This is a genomic window from Stenotrophomonas sp. (genome assembly GCF_036662295.1).
Taxonomy (GTDB): Bacteria; Pseudomonadota; Gammaproteobacteria; order Xanthomonadales; family Xanthomonadaceae; genus Stenotrophomonas.
Genome location: NZ_JAVWXA010000009.1, coordinates 19959 through 38114 on the forward strand (window position 1 = coordinate 19959; position 18156 = coordinate 38114).

At 70.0% G+C, this 18156-nt stretch carries 13 protein-coding genes; 8 read left to right on the forward strand and 5 right to left on the reverse strand.

The window, feature by feature from the left end; all coding sequences use genetic code 11:
* Positions 1 to 17 precede the first annotated feature (17 nt).
* The 7 genes from RSA25_RS03235 (at position 18) to RSA25_RS03265 (ending at position 6539) form a co-directional block, all read left to right on the forward strand.
* Positions 18 to 1550 carry an aldehyde dehydrogenase family protein gene (locus RSA25_RS03235; RefSeq protein ID WP_332807479.1) on the forward strand — a complete coding sequence of 511 codons (1533 nt, stop codon included), beginning with the start codon at positions 18 to 20 and terminating at the stop codon, positions 1548 to 1550.
* The gene (locus RSA25_RS03240; RefSeq protein WP_332807480.1) at positions 1550 to 2320 is read left to right on the forward strand and encodes an SDR family oxidoreductase; all 771 of its coding nucleotides are present in this window, start codon (positions 1550 to 1552) and stop codon (positions 2318 to 2320) included. Before RSA25_RS03235 ends, RSA25_RS03240 begins: the two co-directional genes overlap by 1 nt.
* A 125-nt stretch (positions 2321 to 2445) precedes the next feature.
* A complete protein-coding gene (locus tag RSA25_RS03245; RefSeq protein ID WP_332807481.1) occupies positions 2446 to 2730 on the forward strand; it encodes a DUF4190 domain-containing protein in 285 nt (94 codons plus the stop codon).
* 7 nt (positions 2731 to 2737) lie between these two features.
* Positions 2738 to 3508 (forward strand): class I SAM-dependent methyltransferase, encoded by a 771-nt coding sequence (locus RSA25_RS03250; protein WP_332807482.1) that lies wholly within the window; start codon positions 2738 to 2740, stop codon positions 3506 to 3508.
* A 9-nt stretch (positions 3509 to 3517) separates the two neighbouring features.
* Positions 3518 to 4573 carry a quinone-dependent dihydroorotate dehydrogenase gene (locus RSA25_RS03255; RefSeq protein WP_332807483.1) on the forward strand — a complete coding sequence of 352 codons (1056 nt, stop codon included), beginning with the start codon at positions 3518 to 3520 and terminating at the stop codon, positions 4571 to 4573.
* Positions 4570 to 5619, forward strand: coding sequence for a UDP-N-acetylmuramate dehydrogenase (murB, locus tag RSA25_RS03260; protein ID WP_332807484.1), 1050 nt, complete (start codon positions 4570 to 4572; stop codon positions 5617 to 5619). Before RSA25_RS03255 ends, murB begins: the two co-directional genes overlap by 4 nt.
* A 32-nt stretch (positions 5620 to 5651) precedes the next feature.
* Positions 5652 to 6539 carry a DMT family transporter gene (locus RSA25_RS03265; protein WP_332807505.1) on the forward strand — a complete coding sequence of 296 codons (888 nt, stop codon included), beginning with the start codon at positions 5652 to 5654 and terminating at the stop codon, positions 6537 to 6539.
* A 43-nt stretch (positions 6540 to 6582) separates the two neighbouring features.
* On the opposite strand, the gene RSA25_RS03270 is transcribed toward RSA25_RS03265, so the two are convergent.
* The 4 genes from RSA25_RS03270 to RSA25_RS03285 form a co-directional block, all read right to left on the reverse strand.
* Positions 6583 to 7620 carry an aminoglycoside phosphotransferase family protein gene (locus RSA25_RS03270; protein WP_332807485.1) on the reverse strand — a complete coding sequence of 346 codons (1038 nt, stop codon included), beginning with the start codon at positions 7618 to 7620 and terminating at the stop codon, positions 6583 to 6585.
* A gap of 68 nt (positions 7621 to 7688) precedes the next feature.
* Positions 7689 to 9923, reverse strand: a complete 2235-nt coding sequence (locus tag RSA25_RS03275) for a hypothetical protein (RefSeq protein WP_332807486.1) — start codon at positions 9921 to 9923, stop codon at positions 7689 to 7691.
* Positions 9920 to 11140 (reverse strand): hypothetical protein, encoded by a 1221-nt coding sequence (locus RSA25_RS03280; protein WP_332807487.1) that lies wholly within the window; start codon positions 11138 to 11140, stop codon positions 9920 to 9922. The genes RSA25_RS03275 and RSA25_RS03280 overlap by 4 nt, the downstream gene beginning before the upstream one ends.
* Before the next feature lie 91 nt (positions 11141 to 11231).
* On the reverse strand, positions 11232 to 11759 hold the full coding sequence (locus RSA25_RS03285; protein ID WP_332807488.1) for a DUF3592 domain-containing protein: 528 nt from the start codon (positions 11757 to 11759) through the stop codon (positions 11232 to 11234).
* Positions 11760 to 12027: 268 nt separating this feature from the next.
* Here RSA25_RS03285 and RSA25_RS03290 point away from each other — a divergent pair, with 268 nt between their 5' ends.
* Positions 12028 to 15129, forward strand: a complete 3102-nt coding sequence (locus RSA25_RS03290) for a discoidin domain-containing protein (protein ID WP_332807506.1) — start codon at positions 12028 to 12030, stop codon at positions 15127 to 15129.
* 137 nt (positions 15130 to 15266) lie between these two features.
* Here RSA25_RS03290 and RSA25_RS03295 read toward each other — a convergent pair whose 3' ends face one another.
* Positions 15267 to 17999 carry a PAS domain S-box protein gene (locus RSA25_RS03295; protein ID WP_332807507.1) on the reverse strand — a complete coding sequence of 911 codons (2733 nt, stop codon included), beginning with the start codon at positions 17997 to 17999 and terminating at the stop codon, positions 15267 to 15269.
* Positions 18000 to 18156 lie beyond the last annotated feature (157 nt).

Genomic DNA, 18156 nt, shown 5'->3' on the forward strand with positions numbered 1-18156 from the left:
AAGCAACAGGAGTTTGCATGTCCTCTGAGCTGCTCAAGGCCCTTGGCCTGGATGCGACCAACGCTGGCACCTATCTGGGCAACGGCGAGTGGTCCAGCGCCACCAGCGCCGGCACCATCACCCCGGTCAACCCGACCACCGGTGAAGCCATCGCCACCGTGCACGCCACCACCGACGCCGATTACGAAACCATCGTGGCCCGCGCCCAGGAAGCCTTCAAGGTGTGGCGCACCACCCCGGCCCCGCGCCGTGGCGAAGCAGTGCGCCTGTGCGGCGAAGCGCTGCGCGCGCACAAGGATGCGCTGGGTTCGCTGGTCGCCCTGGAAATGGGCAAGAGCAAGCCGGAGGGCGACGGTGAAGTGCAGGAGATGATCGACATCGCCGACTTCGCCGTGGGCCAGAGCCGCATGCTCTACGGCTACACCATGCATTCCGAGCGCCCTGGCCACCGGATGTACGAGCAGTACCAGCCGCTGGGCCTGGTCGGCATCATCAGCGCGTTCAACTTCCCGGTCGCGGTGTGGGCGTGGAACTCGTTCCTGGCCGCCATCTGCGGAGATGTGTGCCTGTGGAAGCCGTCCAACAAGACCCCGCTGACCGCCATCGCCTCGATGAAGATCTGCAACGAAGCGCTGCGCGATGCCGGCTTCCCGGACATCTTCTTCCTGATCAACGACGCCGGCACCTCGCTGTCGGAGAAGATGGTCGCCGACAAGCGCGTGCCGCTGATCAGCTTCACCGGCTCCACCCAGGTCGGTCGCACCGTGGCTGAAAAGGTCGCCCATCGCCTGGGCCGCTGCCTGCTGGAACTGGGCGGCAACAACGCCATCATCCTGGACGAGACCGCCGACCTGAAGCTGGCCATCCCCGGCATCGTGTTCGGGGCGGTCGGCACTGCCGGCCAGCGCTGCACCACCACGCGCCGCCTGATCGTGCACGAATCCATCCATGACGACGTGCTGGCCACGCTGATCAAGGCCTACAAGCAGGTGGAAGGCAAGATCGGCGATCCGACCGACCCGGCCAACCTGATGGGCCCGCTCAACAGCGACGGCGCCGTGCAGCAGTTCCTGGCCTCCATCGAGAAGGCCAAGGCCAGCGGCGGCACCGTGGAGACCGGCGGCACCCGCATCGACCGCGCCGGCAACTTCGTGCTGCCGGCCATCGTGACCGGGCTGAAGAACAGCGATGAAGTCGTGCAGCACGAGACCTTCGCCCCGATCCTGTACGTGATGAAGTACAGCACGCTGGACGAGGCCATCGACATGCAGAACGGCGTGCCGCAGGGCCTGTCGTCCTCGATCTTCACCACCAACCTCAAGACCGCCGAGCGCTTCCTCTCGGCGGCCGGTTCGGACTGCGGCATCGCCAACGTCAACATCGGCACCTCGGGTGCGGAGATCGGCGGTGCGTTCGGTGGCGAGAAGGACACCGGCGGTGGTCGCGAGTCCGGCTCGGATGCCTGGAAGGTCTACATGCGCCGCCAGACCAACACCATCAACTACTCCGACTCGCTGCCGCTGGCGCAGGGCATCAAGTTCGACCTGTGATGGCCACGGGCGCGCCGACGCTGGATTTCACCGGTCGCCGCGTCCTGGTGGCCGGTGGCAGCAAGGGCATCGGCCGCGCGATGGCGCTGGCGTTCGCTGCGGCGGGCGCCCGCGTCTCGGTCTGCGCACGCGGTGAGCAGGGGCTAGCCGCGCTGCGTGCCGAGGCAAACACGCGGGGCCTGGCCCTGCACACCGTGGCCGCCGACCTGGCACTGCCGGAGGACATCGGCCGCTGGCTGGCCGAGGCCGCCGGCGCGCTGGGCGGTATCGACGTGCTGGTCAACAACGCTACCGGCTACGGCATGAGCGATGACGAGGCCGGCTGGGAGGCCAGCCTCGGCGTGGACCTGATGGCGGCGGTACGGGCCTCGCGCCTGGCCCTGCCCTGGCTGCGGCAATCGGCCGATGCCTGCATCCTCAACCTGGGCTCGATCGCCGCCCTGCAACCACGCCCCGGCGCGGCCCCCTACGCGGCCGCCAAGGCGGCGCTGATGCACTACACCAGCTCCCAGGCGCTGGCACTGGCCCCGGACCGGATCCGGGTCAATGCCATCGCCCCGGGCTCCATCGAATTCGAGGACGGGCTCTGGGCCCGCCGTCGCGACCAGGACCCGGCGCTGTACCACGGCACCCTGGCGAAGATTCCGTTCGGCCGCTTCGGCCATCCGCAGGAAATCGCCGACGCCGCCCTGTTCCTGTGCTCGCCGCTGGCGCGCTGGATCACCGGCCACAGCTTGAACGTGGATGGTGGCCAGGTCCTGATGGGCTGAGCGGCCGCCGCGCGGCGCCCTGCCGCGCCGCTGGCACCGACCTGTCCGGGCCGGGCACGGCCCCGCCGTCGATGGGATAAACCGGCCACAGGCACTATCATGGGCCATTGCCTTGGAGGAACCGGATGAACCAGCCACTTCGACAAACCAGCGCGCTGGCCGTGGTCAGCCTGGTCATGGGCATCGTCGGCTGGACCGTGCTGCCCTTCATCGGCAGCGTGGTGGCCATCGTCACCGGGCACATGGCGCGTGCGGACATCCGCCGCCAGCCGCAGGCGCTGGAAGGTGACGGCCTGGCCCTGGCCGGCCTGATCCTGGGCTGGGTGGCGGTGATCGCCAGTGTGGTGGCGGTGCTCGCCTTCCTGCTGTTGTTCGGTGGCATTGCCCTGCTCGCCGCATCCCAATCGTGAGGTCCGCATGAGCGCATCGGATTCGACCGAACGCTTCAGCAGTCGCGTCGCCGACTACGTCCGCTACCGTCCCGATTACCCGCCGGCGCTGCTGGACTGGCTGCATCGCGACATCGGCGTGCCTGTCGAGACCCTGGTCGCCGACATCGGTGCCGGCACCGGCATCTCCACCCGCCTGTTCCTGGCCAGCGGCCATCCGGTGATCGCGGTGGAACCCAACGCGGCCATGCGCGCGGCCGCCGAGCAGTGGCTGGCCCCGCACCACCTGCGCCTGAAACTGGTCGACGGCACCGCCGAGGCCACCACCCTGGCCGATGACAGCGTGGGCCTGGTCGCCGCCGCCCAGGCCTTCCACTGGTTCGATACCGACGCGGTGCGCGCCGAGTGGGCGCGGATCCTGCACCCCGGTGGCCTGGCGCTGGTGTTCTGGAATTCGCGCCTGCTCGACGCCTCGCCGTTCCTGGTGGGCTATGAACAGCTGCTGCTGGAATTTGGCACCGACTACACCCAGGTCGCCGAGCGCTACCAGGACGATGCCACCATGCGCGCCTGGTTCGGTCCCGGCCTGCGCGGCATGGCCAGCTTCCCCAACGTGCAGCGCATGGACCTGGACGGCCTGCGTGGCCGCCTGCTGTCCTCTTCCTACGCGCCCCAGGCCGGCCACCCGCGCCACGCGCCGATGCTGGAAGCGCTGGAGCAGCTGTTCGACGCCCACGCGGAGGACGGCCAGGTTGCCTTCGAATACCACACCCGTGCCTTTGTCGGCACGCTGGACTGAAAGAACGCCATGTACTCGCTTGCCCGACCCTTCCTGTTCGCCTTCGACGCCGAGCGCGCCCACGGCCTCGGCCTGGGTGGGCTGGAGCTGGCCTACCGCACCGGCACCACGCCGCTGCTGGCCGGCCGCATCGCGCCCCTGCCGACCAAGGCCTTCGGGCTGGACTTCCCCAACCCGGTGGGCCTTGCCGCCGGCCTGGACAAGAACGGCGAGCATATCGATGCGCTGCTGGCGCTGGGCTTTGGTTTTGTCGAGATCGGCACGATCACCCCGCGCCCGCAGGCCGGCAATCCGCGCCCGCGCCTGTTCCGGCTGCCGGACCACCAGGCCATCATCAACCGCATGGGGTTCAACAACCTCGGCGTGGACGCGCTGGTGCGCAATGTCGAGCGCGCCAAGCGCCGCACCGGGCTGCTGGGCATCAACATCGGCAAGAACAAGGACACCCCCAACGAGCAGGCGTTCGAGGACTACCAGCACTGCCTGCAGCGGGTGTATCCGCTGGCCGACTACATCACCGTCAACATTTCCTCGCCCAACACCGCCGGCCTGCGCGAGCTGCAGGAAGAGAACGCGCTGCGCCAGTTGATCGCCCAGCTGCGCGAGAGCCAGGAAAAGCTGGCCGCCCAGCACGGCAAGCGCGTGCCGATGCTGGTCAAGGTGGCCCCGGACCTGAGCGATCGCGATATCGCCGCGGCCGCGCGGGTGCTCAGCGAGCGCAGGGTGGGGGGGGGGCCCGCCACCAACCCCCCCATCGACCGCCGGGCGGGGGCGGCCGCCCCGCGCGCCAACGAGGCCGGCGGCCTGTCCGGCGCGCCGCTGCTGGGCCAGTCCACGCTGGTGCTGCGCCGCCTGCGCGCGCGCCTGCCCGAGTCGATGCCGTTGATCGGCGTGGGCGGCATCCAGTCCGGTGCCGACGCGGTGGCCAAAATGTCGGCCGGCGCGGCGCTGGTGCAGTGCTACAGCGGCCTGATTTTCCGTGGCCCGGGGCTGGTCGGCGATTGCGTGGAGGCCATCCGCCGCCGCCGCGAAGCCCCCAGCCGCGGCGCGGTCGCCCCCCTATGAGTAACGCAATGCCTGCCTGGACCCTGACTGAAAACGCCTCGCTGAAGGCCCTCAACACGTTCCACGTCGATGCCAGCGCGGCCCAGCTGCTGGAGCTGCACGACCCGTCCCTGCTGCCCGACGTACTGGCCCTGCCGCACGTGGCCGATACGCCGCTGCTGGTGCTGGGCAGCGGCAGCAACGTGCTGCTGGCCGACGACGTGCCCGGCACCGTGCTGGTGTTCGCCAATGCCCGCATCGACATCCTCGAGCACCGCGCCGACCACACCCTGGTGCGCGCCGGTGCCGGGGTGAACTGGCACGGGCTGGTGATGTGGTCGCTGCAGAACGGGCTGTCCGGGCTGGAGAACCTGGCCCTGATTCCCGGCACCGCCGGCGCCGCGCCGATCCAGAACATCGGCGCCTATGGCGTGCAGGTGGACGAGTTCATCCAGGTCGTGGAGGCCTGGGACCGCCAGGCCGGCGAGTGGGTGCGCCTGGATGCCGAGGCCTGCCAGTTCGGCTACCGCGACAGCCTCTTCAAGCAGCAGCCGGACCGCTACCTGATCACCGCCATCGAACTGCGCCTGCCGCTGCTGCACCACCTGCGCCTGGGCTATGCCGGGATCAGCGAGGAGATGCAGGCGATGGGCGTGGAGCTGCCGGTGGCCGCCGACGTGGCCAATGCGGTGATCGCCCTGCGCCGGCGCAAGCTGCCCGACCCGGACGTGCTGGGCAACGCCGGCAGCTTCTTCAAGAACCCGGTGCTGCCGCTGGAACAGGTGGAGGTGCTGCTGCAGCACTTCCCCGACCTGCCGGTGTACCCGGCCGAGCAGGACAACCGCCGCAAGCTGTCGGCGGCCTGGATGATCGAGGCCTGTGGCTGGAAGGGCCATCGCGAGGGCGATGCCGGCGTGGCGCCGCAGCACGCGCTGGTGCTGGTCAACCACGGCACCGCCAGCGGCGCGCAGCTGTTGGCGCTGGCCCGGCAGATCTCCGCCTCGGTGCTGGAGAAGTTTGGCGTGCCGATCGAACCGGAGCCGCGCCTGGTCGGCGCGCAGTGGTGACCCCACCGCTCGCCCTGCCCGCCCCTGCCCCGATGCGTGCGGCGCTGCTGATGCTCGGCAGCACACTGGCCTTCGGGCTGATGGCGGTGGCGATCCGTTACGCCACCCGCTACGTCCCCACCCAGGAAGTGGCGTTCTTCCGCAACGCCTTCGGCCTGGTGGCCCTGCTGCCGATGCTGCTGCGGCCCGGCCGTGCCTCTTTGCGCACGCAGCAGTTGCCGCGCTACCTGCTGCGCAGCGCGATCGGCCTGGCCTCGATGCTCTGCGCGTTCTGGGCGATCGGCCACCTGCCGATGTCCCAGGCCATCTCGCTGTCCTATTCCACGCCGTTGTTCGTCACCATCGCCGCGGTGCTGTGGCTGGGCGAGACCGTGCGCGCGCGGCGCTGGGCCGCGGTGGTGATCGGCTTCATCGGCGTGCTCATCATCGTGCGCCCCGGCTCGACCAGCTTCACGCCCGGCACGCTGGTGGCGGTGCTGGCGGCGGTCCTCAGTTCGCTGGTGGCCATCCAGATCAAGCAGCTCACCCGCGTGGACAGTGCCGATGCCGTGGTGCTCTACACCTACGTCTTCTGGGTGCCGCTGTCGCTGGTGCCGGCGGTGTTCGTCTGGGTGTGGCCGGCCGGCATGGCCTGGCTGTGGCTGGCGGCCACCGGCCTGTTCGGCACCATCGGCCAACTGCTGTGGACGCGCGCCCTGCGCCTGGGCGATGTGTCCGCGCTGACCCCGATCAGCTTCATGCAGCTGCCGCTGGTGGCCACGCTGGGCTGGCTGCTGTTTGATGAGCGGCTGGACCGCTGGACGGTGATCGGCGCCGGCATCATCCTCGCCGCCAACGCCTACATTGCCCACCGCGAAGCCGTGCTCTCGCGGCGCGCCGCCTCGCAGGCCGCGTCGGCCGCTGCCAAGCCCGGCGAGTAACCCGGCCCGCTTTGGCGCCACGCCACTGCGCGAGCGGCCGACCTCACTCGGCCACCGCCGCCTCCCAACTGCGCGCGGCACTGTCCACCACGTTGCCGGGGGCGAACTGCTCGTCCATGTAGCGCAGGGCCTGGCGGCGCTGGGTGGGCGGGCGCGTGGCCGCGCCCGGCTCCAGCAGCAGGTCGTGGAACTCCTGCACGTCGTGCAGGATCCGCCAATGCCGGTAGTAGGCCAACCGCGCAGGCGACACGGCCACCTCGGCATAACCGTAGCCCTCGCGGAAGCACGGCGGGTCGTCGCGCCCCCAGCGCCCGCCCACGCCGGCACCAACCAGCATCAGGTCGCGCTCGCGCGGGGCCAGCAGCATGTCATCCCAGTCGATCAGGCACAGCCCGCCATCGGGCAACAGCAGCAGGTTGCCCGCATGCAGGTCGCCATGGCACAGCACCCGGCGCCACGCCTGCCGCACCAGGCGCTCGCGCAGCGCCACGCAGCGCTCCCACACCTCCACGATGCGCGGCCGGTGCTGGCGCCAGCTGCGCAGGTAGTGCTCGGCCAGCGCATCGGGCACCGGCCACCGGGCGTCGCCGCGGCGCAGCCATGCACCCACCCGCTCCACCGCCGTGTCGTCGTCAAAATCCGGCTGGGCCAGGCCGCTGGCCAGCGCCGGTGGCAGCCGCACCTCGTGCACCTGGCGCAGCACCTCGCCCAGGCGCCGCCACTGCGCCTGCGACAACGCCGCCTCGAAGCCGGACTGGCCCTCGATGTAGGCAAACAATGTCCATTGCAGGCCATGCGCGCTGACCGCTGGCGCGCCATCCAGCGCCGGCTGCGGCGCGGCCACTTCAGCCAGGCCGAGCGGCCCGCGCAGGTGCCCGAGCACCTGCCAGACCGCCTCGTCCACGGCGTAGCGGCGGCATTTGAGCCACCAGCGCGACCCGTCGCGCGCGCCTACCTGGTAGACCGTGGCGCCGGCATCGGCGCCGGCCGGGCGCTGCACCACCGAGGTGGCGTGCACGCCCCAGGCCTGCACCAGCACCGCGCCAATCTGCAAAGAAGAGAGTTCCTGGGGGTGCAGCATCCATCCGCCACGTCACACGAATATCGGATCACTATCGCAGAATCGATGCGCAATCGCAGCGCATTGCGTCACTCTGTGGCGTCATCAGTCCGGTGTTGGATCATCGGCATCGCCTCGGCCAGCGCCTGCAGTTCGCGCTTGCCCAGCGTGTGCGCCTCCTCGCGCTGGAACTGGGTGGCAAACAACGGCACGGCGAACACGAACCGCGCCCCTTCTTCGTCGCGCCGGATCACATAGGCCAGCTGCAACCGGGCCAGCGCGCGCCGCAGCAGCTCCGGGTCCAGGCGCACGCCGGCGGCATCGATATCGGCCAGCAGCGCATCCAGGCCCACCCCGCGCGCGCCGTCACTGCCCCCCAGCTGCGCATGGGCCAGGCGGTAAACGACGATCCGGTCCAGCCGGTTGGCCTGCGCGTCCGGCGTGAGGCGGGCCCAGCCGGCCAGCGCATCGAACACCGGCTCGGCCATCAGCGCCGCCTCCAGCTGCGCCGCATCGATCACGCGCTGGCCGCGCCCCAGCTGGCCCAGCAGGTGCTGGCAGACGATCGCCACCAGGTTGGCGCGCCGGCCACAGGCGGCCACCAGCCGGCGCGGCAGTGCCGGCGTGCTGAAGTGCACGCCCAGCCGCGCCATCGGCTCGGTGGCCAAGGCCTGGCAGGCCTCGTCTTCCAGCCCGCCCACGTGGATCACCTCGCCGAAATTGCGCAGCGGCGAGGCGTAATCCAGGGTCACCGCCTCGTAGAGGTCCCAGAACCCGGCCAGCATGAAATGGCAGCGCCCTTCCTCGCTGATCGCGCGCAGGGCGGCCAGTTGCGGATAGCCGGCGGCGGCCTCGGCACGCAGGAACAGGTCGGTCTCATCCACCAGCAGCAGCACCCGCCGGCCCTCGGCCTGGGCCGACATCGCGGCCACCACCTCCTCCAGGTCCGCCGTTTCCGGCAGGCCCACCGCCAGCGCCAGGCGCACGCTGAGGCGATGGTCGCGCAGCGACACATAGCGGCACTGCACCCGCGGGTGGCCGGAAAAGCTGCGCTCGATGGCCTTCATCAGGCTGGTCTTGCCCAGCTGCCGCCCGCCAACCAGCAGGTAGTTGCCCGGCTCGCGGTTGAGCACGCGCGCCAGCAGCGATTGGCGCCCGAAGAACGCCGCCGGCCGGGTGATGCCGCCGTGGGTCTGGTACGGCGAAATGCGGGTGACCTTCAACTGCCGGGCCAGCAGCGCCACCAGCGCCGCCGTCGCCTGCGGCTGCAGCAGCCAGCGCGCCTGCGCCACCTGGTCCAGGCACACGCACAGGTTGGCCGGGTCCTCGGCATGGGCGCGCAAGGCCGGCTCGGCGTCCAGCGACGGGCTCACCACCAGCACCACGTCCTGGCCGTTGGGCATGCCGCGCAGGCGCTGCACGATGGCCTCGCCAACCAGGCCAGGCTCGGGGAAGTACACCCACATGCGCTCCAACGCGACCGGCAACGCCTCGGGCAGTGTCCATTCGCGCACGCAGCCGGGCAGTGTCCAGCCGGCGGCCGGCGCATCCACCGCCCCGATCCGCGCGGCCAGCGCGGCGGCGCGTTCGGCCGGCGGCAACCCGGCATGCCGCAGCGCCTCGCGCCAGCGCACCGCCGCCACGCCGGCATCGGCCAGCACGCGCTCGCGCAGGCGCACCCAGCCCAGTTGCCGGTCCAGCCGTGGCAGCGCCTGCAGCGGTTGTTCAAACAGCCGCCGCGGCGTGCGCAGGATGTGCGCGATGGCCGGCTGCACGCGATACCAGACCAGCCCCAGCACGACCAGGACCAGCAGCGCGAGGCCGAGCAGCAGGGCCAGCCATTCCACGATGGTCCACGGCGTGTGCGACTGGCAGTCCGGCGCCAGCCAGCGCGACGGTGGCGACGGCGTGCCGGGCTGGCATTGCCAGTGCCCGTTGGCCGGCTGCAGGGTGAAGTCGAGCGTGGTCCCGGCCAGGCCGGCGCTGGACGGGAAACGGTCGGTGAACTGCACCCGCAGCACGAATGGCGCCGGCGTCTGCGCCACCACCACCGCCTCGGCCGGGTCGTGCACGCCCGGCACCGCGATCTCGCCGGGCCACTCGCCTTCGCGCTCCCAGTAGCCCTGCGCTTCATCGCGCAGCAGCAGCATGTCGATCCGCGCGCGTTGCATCAGCATCATGCTCTGGCCGTCGTGCGAGATCCGCCAGGCCACCCACGGGTTGAGCATCGGCGCCACGAACAGGCTGCCCACGAACCAGGCCACGGCCGCGATCAGCAGCAGGCGCGCGGTGCGCCAGCGCCACCGGCCCGCCGCGCCGCTCACGCGGGCAGCTCGGCGAGGCTGTCGATGGCCTGCCGCACCGCGCGCCGGATCGCCTCGCAGCGCCATTCCAGCCACGCGCCATCGTCATGCCGGCGCGCTGCCAGCAGGTTGTGCCAGTACAACGGGCGCAGGAGCGGGTCCACCAGGTAGGGGCGGGCCGGCGCCAGCCGCGTGACGTCCAGCCATGCCTGGATCGACGCACGCGCGGCCGGGTCGCGCAGCAGCGGCACCACCGCTTCCCACAACCGCGGATGGGTGGCCAACGTGTCGATCATCGCTTCGTCATCCAGCGCGCGTTCGCCGGCGGGCGTGGCAAGCAGCCTCAACGCGGCCTGCGCCAACAGCGGATGCCCGCCGGAGAGATGCAGCGCGCGCGCCAGCAGCAACGCCGGCACGTCCGGCGCGGCGTGCTGCAGGTCGTCCACGCTCAACTCGGGCCATTGCTCGCTGGCGGCGATATTGAGCAGCGACAGGTCCCCGCCCTGGTACTTCAGGTCGGCCAGCGCCGCACCGCCGCAGATCAGCAGGTGCAGCTTGCCGCTGTACATCTCGCTGAGGCTGCGCAGGATGCCGGCCAGCACGTCGCGCGGGCCGGCGGCGCCCTGTTCGAAGCGACTGACCAGGCAGAACAGCGCGCCAGGCCCCTGCAGACGGCGCGCCAACGCGGCCTCGAAGCCCGCATCAGAGACCACGCCCTCCAGCCCACACTGGGCGGCCAGCAACGCGAAGTAGCCTTCGTCGCCCTCGCCGGAGCGGAACGGCGGCTGCAGGTGCAGCACCCGCTCGCTGCCATAGCGATGGGCCGCTTCGGCCAGGATCGCCTCGCGCTCCGGCGGCTGGCCCCAGTGCGCCTGGGTGAGCAGCAGCATCACCGGATACGGGCGCAACTGCTGCAGGCGATCAAACAGATGCAACACGGTGGCCGGCACGCTCGCCGGGCGTGCATCGAGCGCCGCCGGTGCCACCGCTTCGGCGGGATACTCCGGCTCGAAACCGGCCGAGCACAACAACGCATTCGATTCGGTTTCAGTCAGGCGCAGGTAGTTGGCGCAGGCCAGCACGCGGGCGCGGTGGCGGCGGCTGGGCAGCGAGTCGCCCGAGCGCCAGTTGTTCACGGCTTCGCGGCTGATGCCGATCTCGGCCGCCACGCCGCCGGCGCTGGCCCGGATGCGACGCATGTAGCGTGACAGCAGCGCCGCGAAGGCCGGAGCAGGCATGGGCAAGGACCAGAACGGGTGGGAATCGGCCACCCTACCGTGGCCGCTTCGGCTGTCAACCATCTCCATCGCCTGGCCGTGCATGCGCGCCTCAGCCCGCCGCGGTGATCGACGACGGGCGCACGACGAACAGCTTGCGGGTCAACAGCAGGTACACCACGAACACCAGCACGCCCAGCATCACCACGCCCATCGACAACCGCCCCAGCACCGCGCCCAGGCTCTGCTGCCCTTGCAGGCGGTCCAGCCGTTCAAACCGCGCCGGATCGGTGCGGGCGTAGGCCACCGCCACCGCCGCGCCGTCCTCCAGGTAGGGGCTGGCGTTGTCTTCGGAGGTGCTGAATTCGCCGACCCGGTCCACGCCGTCCACCGCGAACTGGTAGCGGAAATGATAGGTGTGGCTCACCCGGCCCTTGCGGCGGCTTTCCTCGACATGGTCCAGCTGCACCGGCACCTGCACGGTGACCGCATCGGCGAGGATCGCCTGCGCCTGGCGATGGCCACTGAGCGCCGACCACGCGAACACGATCGCGAGGATGACGTAGCCCAGGATGCACAGCCAACGCGCGGCGTTGGACAGGCGTGCGTGTGCGGTGTCGGAAACAGGAATGCTGATCATGGTGGTCCCCCGGTGGTGATCGCGCTGGCCGGCTGCGGATGTGCGCTGGCCCCGGCACACTGTGCGCAGGCAAGGCGCGCGGGTGAACCGCCAGCCCGTCAAGTTGGCGTCGCCCGCACTTGACGATGCGTCAAGCAGTGCGATGGCGCGCGTGCCGGACGCCGATATTGCAACGCGTCATGTAAACGATTACAGCCCCTGCTAGCGTTGGCGCCACCTCATGCCGAGGCTCGTCGAGGAGTGTGGGATGGCGTTGCCTGCCGATCGCTTGACCTTGCGTTGCGCCCCCCGCCACCGCGTCGCGCGCGCCCTGCTCGCCCCCGCCCTGGCACTGGCCTGTGTCGCCGCCGCCGCCCAGGACCTGCCGCCGCGCAGCCAATGGCAGGCCAGCAGCTCCTCCCAGCAGGTGCCGGCCATGGCGGTCAGCCACCTCATCGATGGCGACCCCAAGACCGTCACCGGCGGCGCATTCAGCCCCGGCCACTGGTTCCAGGTGGACCTGGGCACGGCGGCGTCGATCAGTGGCGCGCAGATCACCTGGGATGTCTCCCATCCCGAGGGCTACACCCTGCAGACCTCGCTGGACGGCACGCAGTGGCAGTCGGCCTATAGCATGGCCGACGCACTGGGCGGCATCGAAACCCTGTTCTTCGCCCCGCGCCAAGCCCGTTACCTGCGCCTGGCCAGCCCGCAGCGCACCTCCGACTGGGGCGTATCGATCTTCGAGCTGGAGCCGCTGGATGCCAGCACCAGCGCGCAGGTGGCCGCGCTGAGCCCCCGGCAGGCCGCCGCATTGTGGCAGGGCGACAGCGCCGTCCCGGTGCCGCTGCTGAAGGACAACACGCACGCGCTGGAGATCCGCCTGCCGCGCCCGCAGGCCACCACCGGGCTGGTGGTGGAATGGGCCGGTGCGCATGGCGCCGCGCGGCTGCAGGTGCAGGACACGCGCGGTAGCTGGCAAGACCTGGCCACCGATGCGCAGGCCGGCAGCCACACCCGAAGCTGGCTGGCCGCCAGCGCACCGGTCACGGCCAAGGCACTGCGCCTGCGCGTGGCCGGCGACGCGCCGCAGGTGGCACGCCTGCGCCTGCTCGGCCCGAAGGCGGTGATGACGCCGATGAAGCAGTACCAGATCGCCGCCAGTGGTGCGCACCGCGCCCTGTTCCCGGCCTCGCTGCAGATGCAGCAGACCTACTGGACTGCGGTGGGCGTGCATGCGGGCCGGCAGAAATCGATCTTCGACGAGTACGGCAACCTGGAGGCCTTCAAGGGCGCGCCCCTGGTGCAGCCGATCTGGCGCGATGCCGACGGCACCGCCGCCGGCGCGGCCGACCATCCCGTGCAGCACGCCCTGCGCGATGGCTGGAAGCCGATGCCGTCGGCCACCTGGTCGCCGCGACCGGGATTGACGCTGCGCAGCGAGACCTTCGCCATCGACATCGATGGCCAGCCCGTCACCTTCCTGCGCCACCAGCTGCGCAACACCGGCACCGAACCGGTGGTCGGCACCCTGGCGCTGGTGGTGCGGCCGATGCAGATGAACCCGCCGTGGCAGAACGGGGGCCTGTCGCCGATCCGCGAGATCGCGGTCGAGGGCCGCAGCGTGCGCGTCAACGGCCGTCGCCTGCTGCAATCGCTGAGTCCGGTGGACGCGGCGGGTGCGGCGCCGTTCGGTCCCGACGGCAGCACCGAGATCACCGCCGCGATCGCCGACGGCACCCTGCCCGCCGCGCAGCACGCCAGCGACGAAAATGGCCTCGCAGCAGCCGCGCTGCGCTACCGCGTGCAGTTGGCACCGGGTGAGCGCCAATCGGTGGTGGTGGCCTTCCCGCTCGGCACCGCCGCCAGCAGCGCCGACGGTGCCCTGCCCGAGGCACCGCCGCTGGACCTGGCCGACGCCCCGCGCGATGCCGATGCCACCTTCGATGCACTGGCCACGCGCGCCGCCGACGACTGGCAGGCGCGCCTGGGCCAGGTCGGCCTGCGCCTGCCCGATCCGTCACTGGTGGACATGCTGCGCGCGCAGGCCGCCTACATGCTGATCAACCAGACCGGCCCGGCCATGCAGCCCGGCCCGCGCAACTACAACCGCTCCTTCATCCGCGACGGCATGGCCACCTCGGCGGTGCTGCTGCGCATGGGCGAGGCCAAGGTCGCGCGCGACTACCTGGCCTGGTACAGCACGCACGGCGTGCACGCCAACGGCCTGGTCTCGCCGATCCTCAACGACGATGGCAGCGTCAACACCGGCTTCGGCTCGGATATCGAGTACGACAGCCAGGGCCAGTACGTCACCCTGGTGGCCGACGTGGCACGGCTGGACGGCGGCCCCGAATCGGTGCGCGCCTACCTGCCCAAGGTGAAGGCGGCGCTCGGCTTCCTGCAGGCACTGCGCGAGCGCACGCTGGTGCCCGGCTACATGGCCGGCCAGCCGTCACCGGAACGTTTCGCCGGCATCCTGGCCCCCTCGATCAGCCACGAAGGCTACCCCTCGCCCACGCACAGTTACTGGGACGACTACTGGGGCCTGAAGGGCTGGCACGACGGGGCGTGGCTGGCCGAATCGCTGGGCGATCACGAAACCGCCGCGTGGGCGCGCGCGCAGTATCAACTGCTGTACGACGCCCTGGGCAAATCGATCCGCGCCACGATGGCGTGGAAGGGCATCGACTTCATCCCCTCCTCGGCCGACCTCGGCGACGGCGATCCCACCGGCGTGTCGATCGCGCTGGACCCCACCGGCGCGCAGGGCGTGCTGCCGGCCGACGCGCTGCGCACCACGTTCGCGCGTTACCTGGAGGACGTGCGCAAGCGCAGCCAACCCGATGCGTTGTATGCCTACACCCCGTATGAGATCCGCAACGTGCTCAGCTACGTCCACCTGGACCAGCCGACCGCCGCCGACGAACTGCTGCAGGGGCTGCTGCACGACCGCCGCCCGCGCGAGTGGCAGGTGCTGGCCGAAGTGGTGCATTCGCGGCTGCGCTTCCCGCGTTACCTCGGCGACATGCCGCACACCTGGATCGGGGCCGAGTACGGCCGCACGCTGTTCGGCATGCTGATGCGCGAAGACGACGACGCCCTGTCGTTGCTGCCGGGCGCGCCGCCGTCGTGGGTGGCCGGCGACGGCCTGGCCATCGAGCGCCTGCCTACGGCCTACGGCACGTTGCGGATGCAGGCAAGGCAGCAGGGCAATGCATTGCACGTGGAGCTGGGCGACGGCCTCCGCAACGACACCAAGGTACGGGTGTGGTGGCCAAACCGGACCCGGCCGAACCAGGTGCGGGTGGATGGCCGACCGCTGCGCCAGTTCGACGCCAACGGCGTGACCATGGACCGCCCGTTCCGCCGGTTGGACGCCACGTGGTAGAAGCCCAGCCGACCAGCGGTCGGCTCTACCGGCAGGTGGGCGGCTGGGACGTCGCGTATCTGGACGGCCGTCGCCCCGCGTTGAAGCCCTGGCGCGCGTGACAGGAGGCGATGACCCCAGGCCCGTCGGGTGAACGCTTAGCTCGGCATCGCGACCTGCCGCGCGCTCATCGCCCCGGACAGCAGCCGCTCCACCCTGCGCTCCAGTTCCAGCGCCGAGAACGGTTTGGTGAGGATTTCCATGCCGGGCTCCAGGTGCTCACCACCCACGGCGGCACTGGCGGCGTAGCCGGTGATGAACAGTACCGGCATGCCGCGACGCGTCTGTCGTGCGGCATCGGCGACCTGCCGACCGTTCAACGCCCCGGTCAAGCCCACATCCGTGACCATCAGGTCGAAGTGCTGAGGTGTCGCCAGCAGGGCAAGCGCTTCGTGGCCATTGGCCGCTTCCATCACGCCATGGCCTTGGCCTGAAAGAACGTCCCGCACCAGGCTGCGAATCGCCTCCTCGTCTTCGACAAGCAGTACCGATCGGCCCGGCGATGACGGCGTCATCGGCAGGTCCGCCGCGTGGGGCGTATCGACCGTCGGTACCGGCGCGGATTGCGGCAGGTAGAGATGCAGGGTCGTGCCGGCACCGGGCGCCGATTCCACGTCCACCTGCCCGCCCGACTGGCGCGTGAACCCATAGATCATCGACAGCCCAAGCCCGGTGCCCTGGCCGATCGGCTTGGTAGTGAAGAATGGCTCGAAGACTTTTTCGAGCACGCTGGCATCCATGCCCGTGCCGGTATCGCAGACGGACAGGCGGACGTAGCTGCCGGCCGCCAGACCCAGCTGTTCGCTGCGCGTTCCCGCCAGCGTCTCCACAGCGCTGGAAATGACGATCGTCCCGCCTCCGGGCATGGCATCGCGTGCATTGATGCACAGGTTCAGCAGCGCGTTCTCCAGCTGCGGCGCATCCACCAGAACCGTGTCCCCGTCTGCGGCGAGACGGGTTTCGATGTCGATGGACGGGCCGATGGAACGGGTCAGGATGTCCAGCATGCCCGTCACCAGTGCCGACACATGCACCGACGAGGGCGCCAACGTCTGTCGGCGCGAAAAGGCCAGCAACCGCTGTGTCAGCGCGGCAGCACGATCGGCACCGGAGCGCGCCATGTCCAGGTAGCGTTCCAGCCCCTCCAGCCGGCCCTGGCCCACCCGCATTTCCAGCAGTTCCAGGCCCATCGACACCGCGGTCAGCATGTTGTTGAAATCATGGGCGATACCGCCGGTCAACTGACCCAGCGACTCCATCTTCTGGCTCTGCCGCAGCCGCTCCTCCATGGCCATCAGCTCGGCTGTCCGTGACTCCACACGCTCTTCCAGCGTCAACATCAGCTGCTGCAGATGCTGCTGGGCCATGCGACGGTCGGTGATGTCGGCGGCGGCCCCGAACCATTCCCTCACACGCCCCGCTTCATCCAGCAGGGGCACGGCGCGCAGCTGCAGCCAGCGCTCCGAACCGTCGGGCAGCAATGTACGATGCTCCACCTCCAGCGCAGACGTGCTCTGTAGCGCTTCGTCGATAGCGGCATCCACCATCGTCCGGTCGGCGGGATGAATCAACTGGGCGCGCCACTGCTCCGGCGCATCGCGCAGCTCCGCGACATCTCCCTGCCGGTAGATCAGGCTCATCTGCTGCCAGTCGGCAGAAATGGAATACAGCGACTGCGTGGCGGCAGAGACCAGTGCAGCCAGACGCCGTTCGCTCTGCACCAGTGCATCGGACGCGCCACGCTCGGACGTACGATCACGGAATACCACCACGAATCCGACGGCCTCTCCCTCTTCGCCGCGCAGCAGCGTCATCGAGCCTTGTGCCCAGAAGCGCCTGCCATCGCGATGGCGCAGCCAACGCTCGCCGCTCAGACCACCGTTCTGCAACGCGTACGCCATGTTGCCCTGGAAGCGATGCGCCTGCAGGTCGTCCTCCAGGTAAAGCAGCTCGGCATGCTGGCCCAGCACCTCTTTCTCATTCCAGCCCAGCGTCTCTTCCGCGCCGCGGTTCCACAGCGTGATCAGGCCGTCCATGTCGGTGGCGATCATCGCGTAGTCACGTGCGCTGTCCATGATCTGCCGATGGCGCGCTTCGGTCAGCGACAGGTGCCGCTCCAGCGCAACCTGCGGCGTCAGGTCCAGGCCCTGTACGAAAATGCCGTTGACCTGTCCGGCGTCGTCCTTGCAGGGGTGGAACACCACATCGACGATATGCATGGGCCCGGCCCCGGGCTGGGATACGCCACTGTCATAGGACACCTTGCGCCCGATGTAGGGTTCGCCGGTGCGGTACACCTGGTCCAGCAGCTGCACGTAGCCCTGATCCAGCGCTTCGGGCAGGGCTTCGCCAATCGGCTTGCCGATCACGTCGCGGTGCCCGATCAGATCGACGTACCCGGGGTTGACCAGCGCCACCCGGTGCTCAGGCCCGGTCAGGAACGCCATGAACAAGGGCGAGGTTTCAAACAGGGCGATCAACCGCTCGTTCTCGCGCGCCAGGCGTTGCTGGGCGACGATCATGCCGGTCACTTCCTTGGTCACGCAGAATGCGCCGGCCACCTGGTCCTCGTCTCCGTACAACGGCGAGAACGAAAACGTCCACCAGGTGTCCTCCGCCTGCCCGTAGCGGCTCATCGCCACCGGCACATCCTCGAAGCGCGAGCCCTGTCCGGCGAATGCACGTTCGATGGGCTCGCGCACCGAAGGCCACGCGTCTGCCCAGAGACTGCGCAACGGCGCGCCCATCGCCTGGTCCAGGCGTGGCCCGAGAATCGGGGCGTAGGCATCATTGAACAGAAATACCAACTCCGGCCCCCAGACCAGGTACATGCTCTCCGGGGAGTTGAGCATCAGTTCCACCGCGCAGCGCAGCGAAGCGGGCCATTGCGCGGATGGACCCAGCGCGGTGGCCGACCAATCGTGTTGCCTGACGCGTTCAGCAGCGGGCCCGACAGCGCGGGGAAAAACAGATCGACTGACGTTCACT

Coding starts and splice junctions, on each gene's coding strand:
- murB (WP_332807484.1), top strand. CDS start 4,570: ATGAGTAACGCAATGCCTGCCTGGACCCTGACTGAAAACGCCTCGCTG.
- RSA25_RS03240 (WP_332807480.1), top strand. CDS start 1,550: ATGGCCACGGGCGCGCCGACGCTGGATTTCACCGGTCGCCGCGTCCTG.
- RSA25_RS03250 (WP_332807482.1), top strand. CDS start 2,738: ATGAGCGCATCGGATTCGACCGAACGCTTCAGCAGTCGCGTCGCCGAC.
- RSA25_RS03285 (WP_332807488.1), bottom strand. CDS start 11,759: ATGATCAGCATTCCTGTTTCCGACACCGCACACGCACGCCTGTCCAAC.
- RSA25_RS03265 (WP_332807505.1), top strand. CDS start 5,652: ATGCGTGCGGCGCTGCTGATGCTCGGCAGCACACTGGCCTTCGGGCTG.
- RSA25_RS03255 (WP_332807483.1), top strand. CDS start 3,518: ATGTACTCGCTTGCCCGACCCTTCCTGTTCGCCTTCGACGCCGAGCGC.
- RSA25_RS03235 (WP_332807479.1), top strand. CDS start 18: ATGTCCTCTGAGCTGCTCAAGGCCCTTGGCCTGGATGCGACCAACGCT.
- RSA25_RS03270 (WP_332807485.1), bottom strand. CDS start 7,620: ATGCTGCACCCCCAGGAACTCTCTTCTTTGCAGATTGGCGCGGTGCTG.
- RSA25_RS03245 (WP_332807481.1), top strand. CDS start 2,446: ATGAACCAGCCACTTCGACAAACCAGCGCGCTGGCCGTGGTCAGCCTG.
- RSA25_RS03295 (WP_332807507.1), bottom strand. CDS start 17,999: ATGTACCTGGTCTGGGGGCCGGAGTTGGTATTTCTGTTCAATGATGCC.
- RSA25_RS03280 (WP_332807487.1), bottom strand. CDS start 11,140: ATGCCTGCTCCGGCCTTCGCGGCGCTGCTGTCACGCTACATGCGTCGC.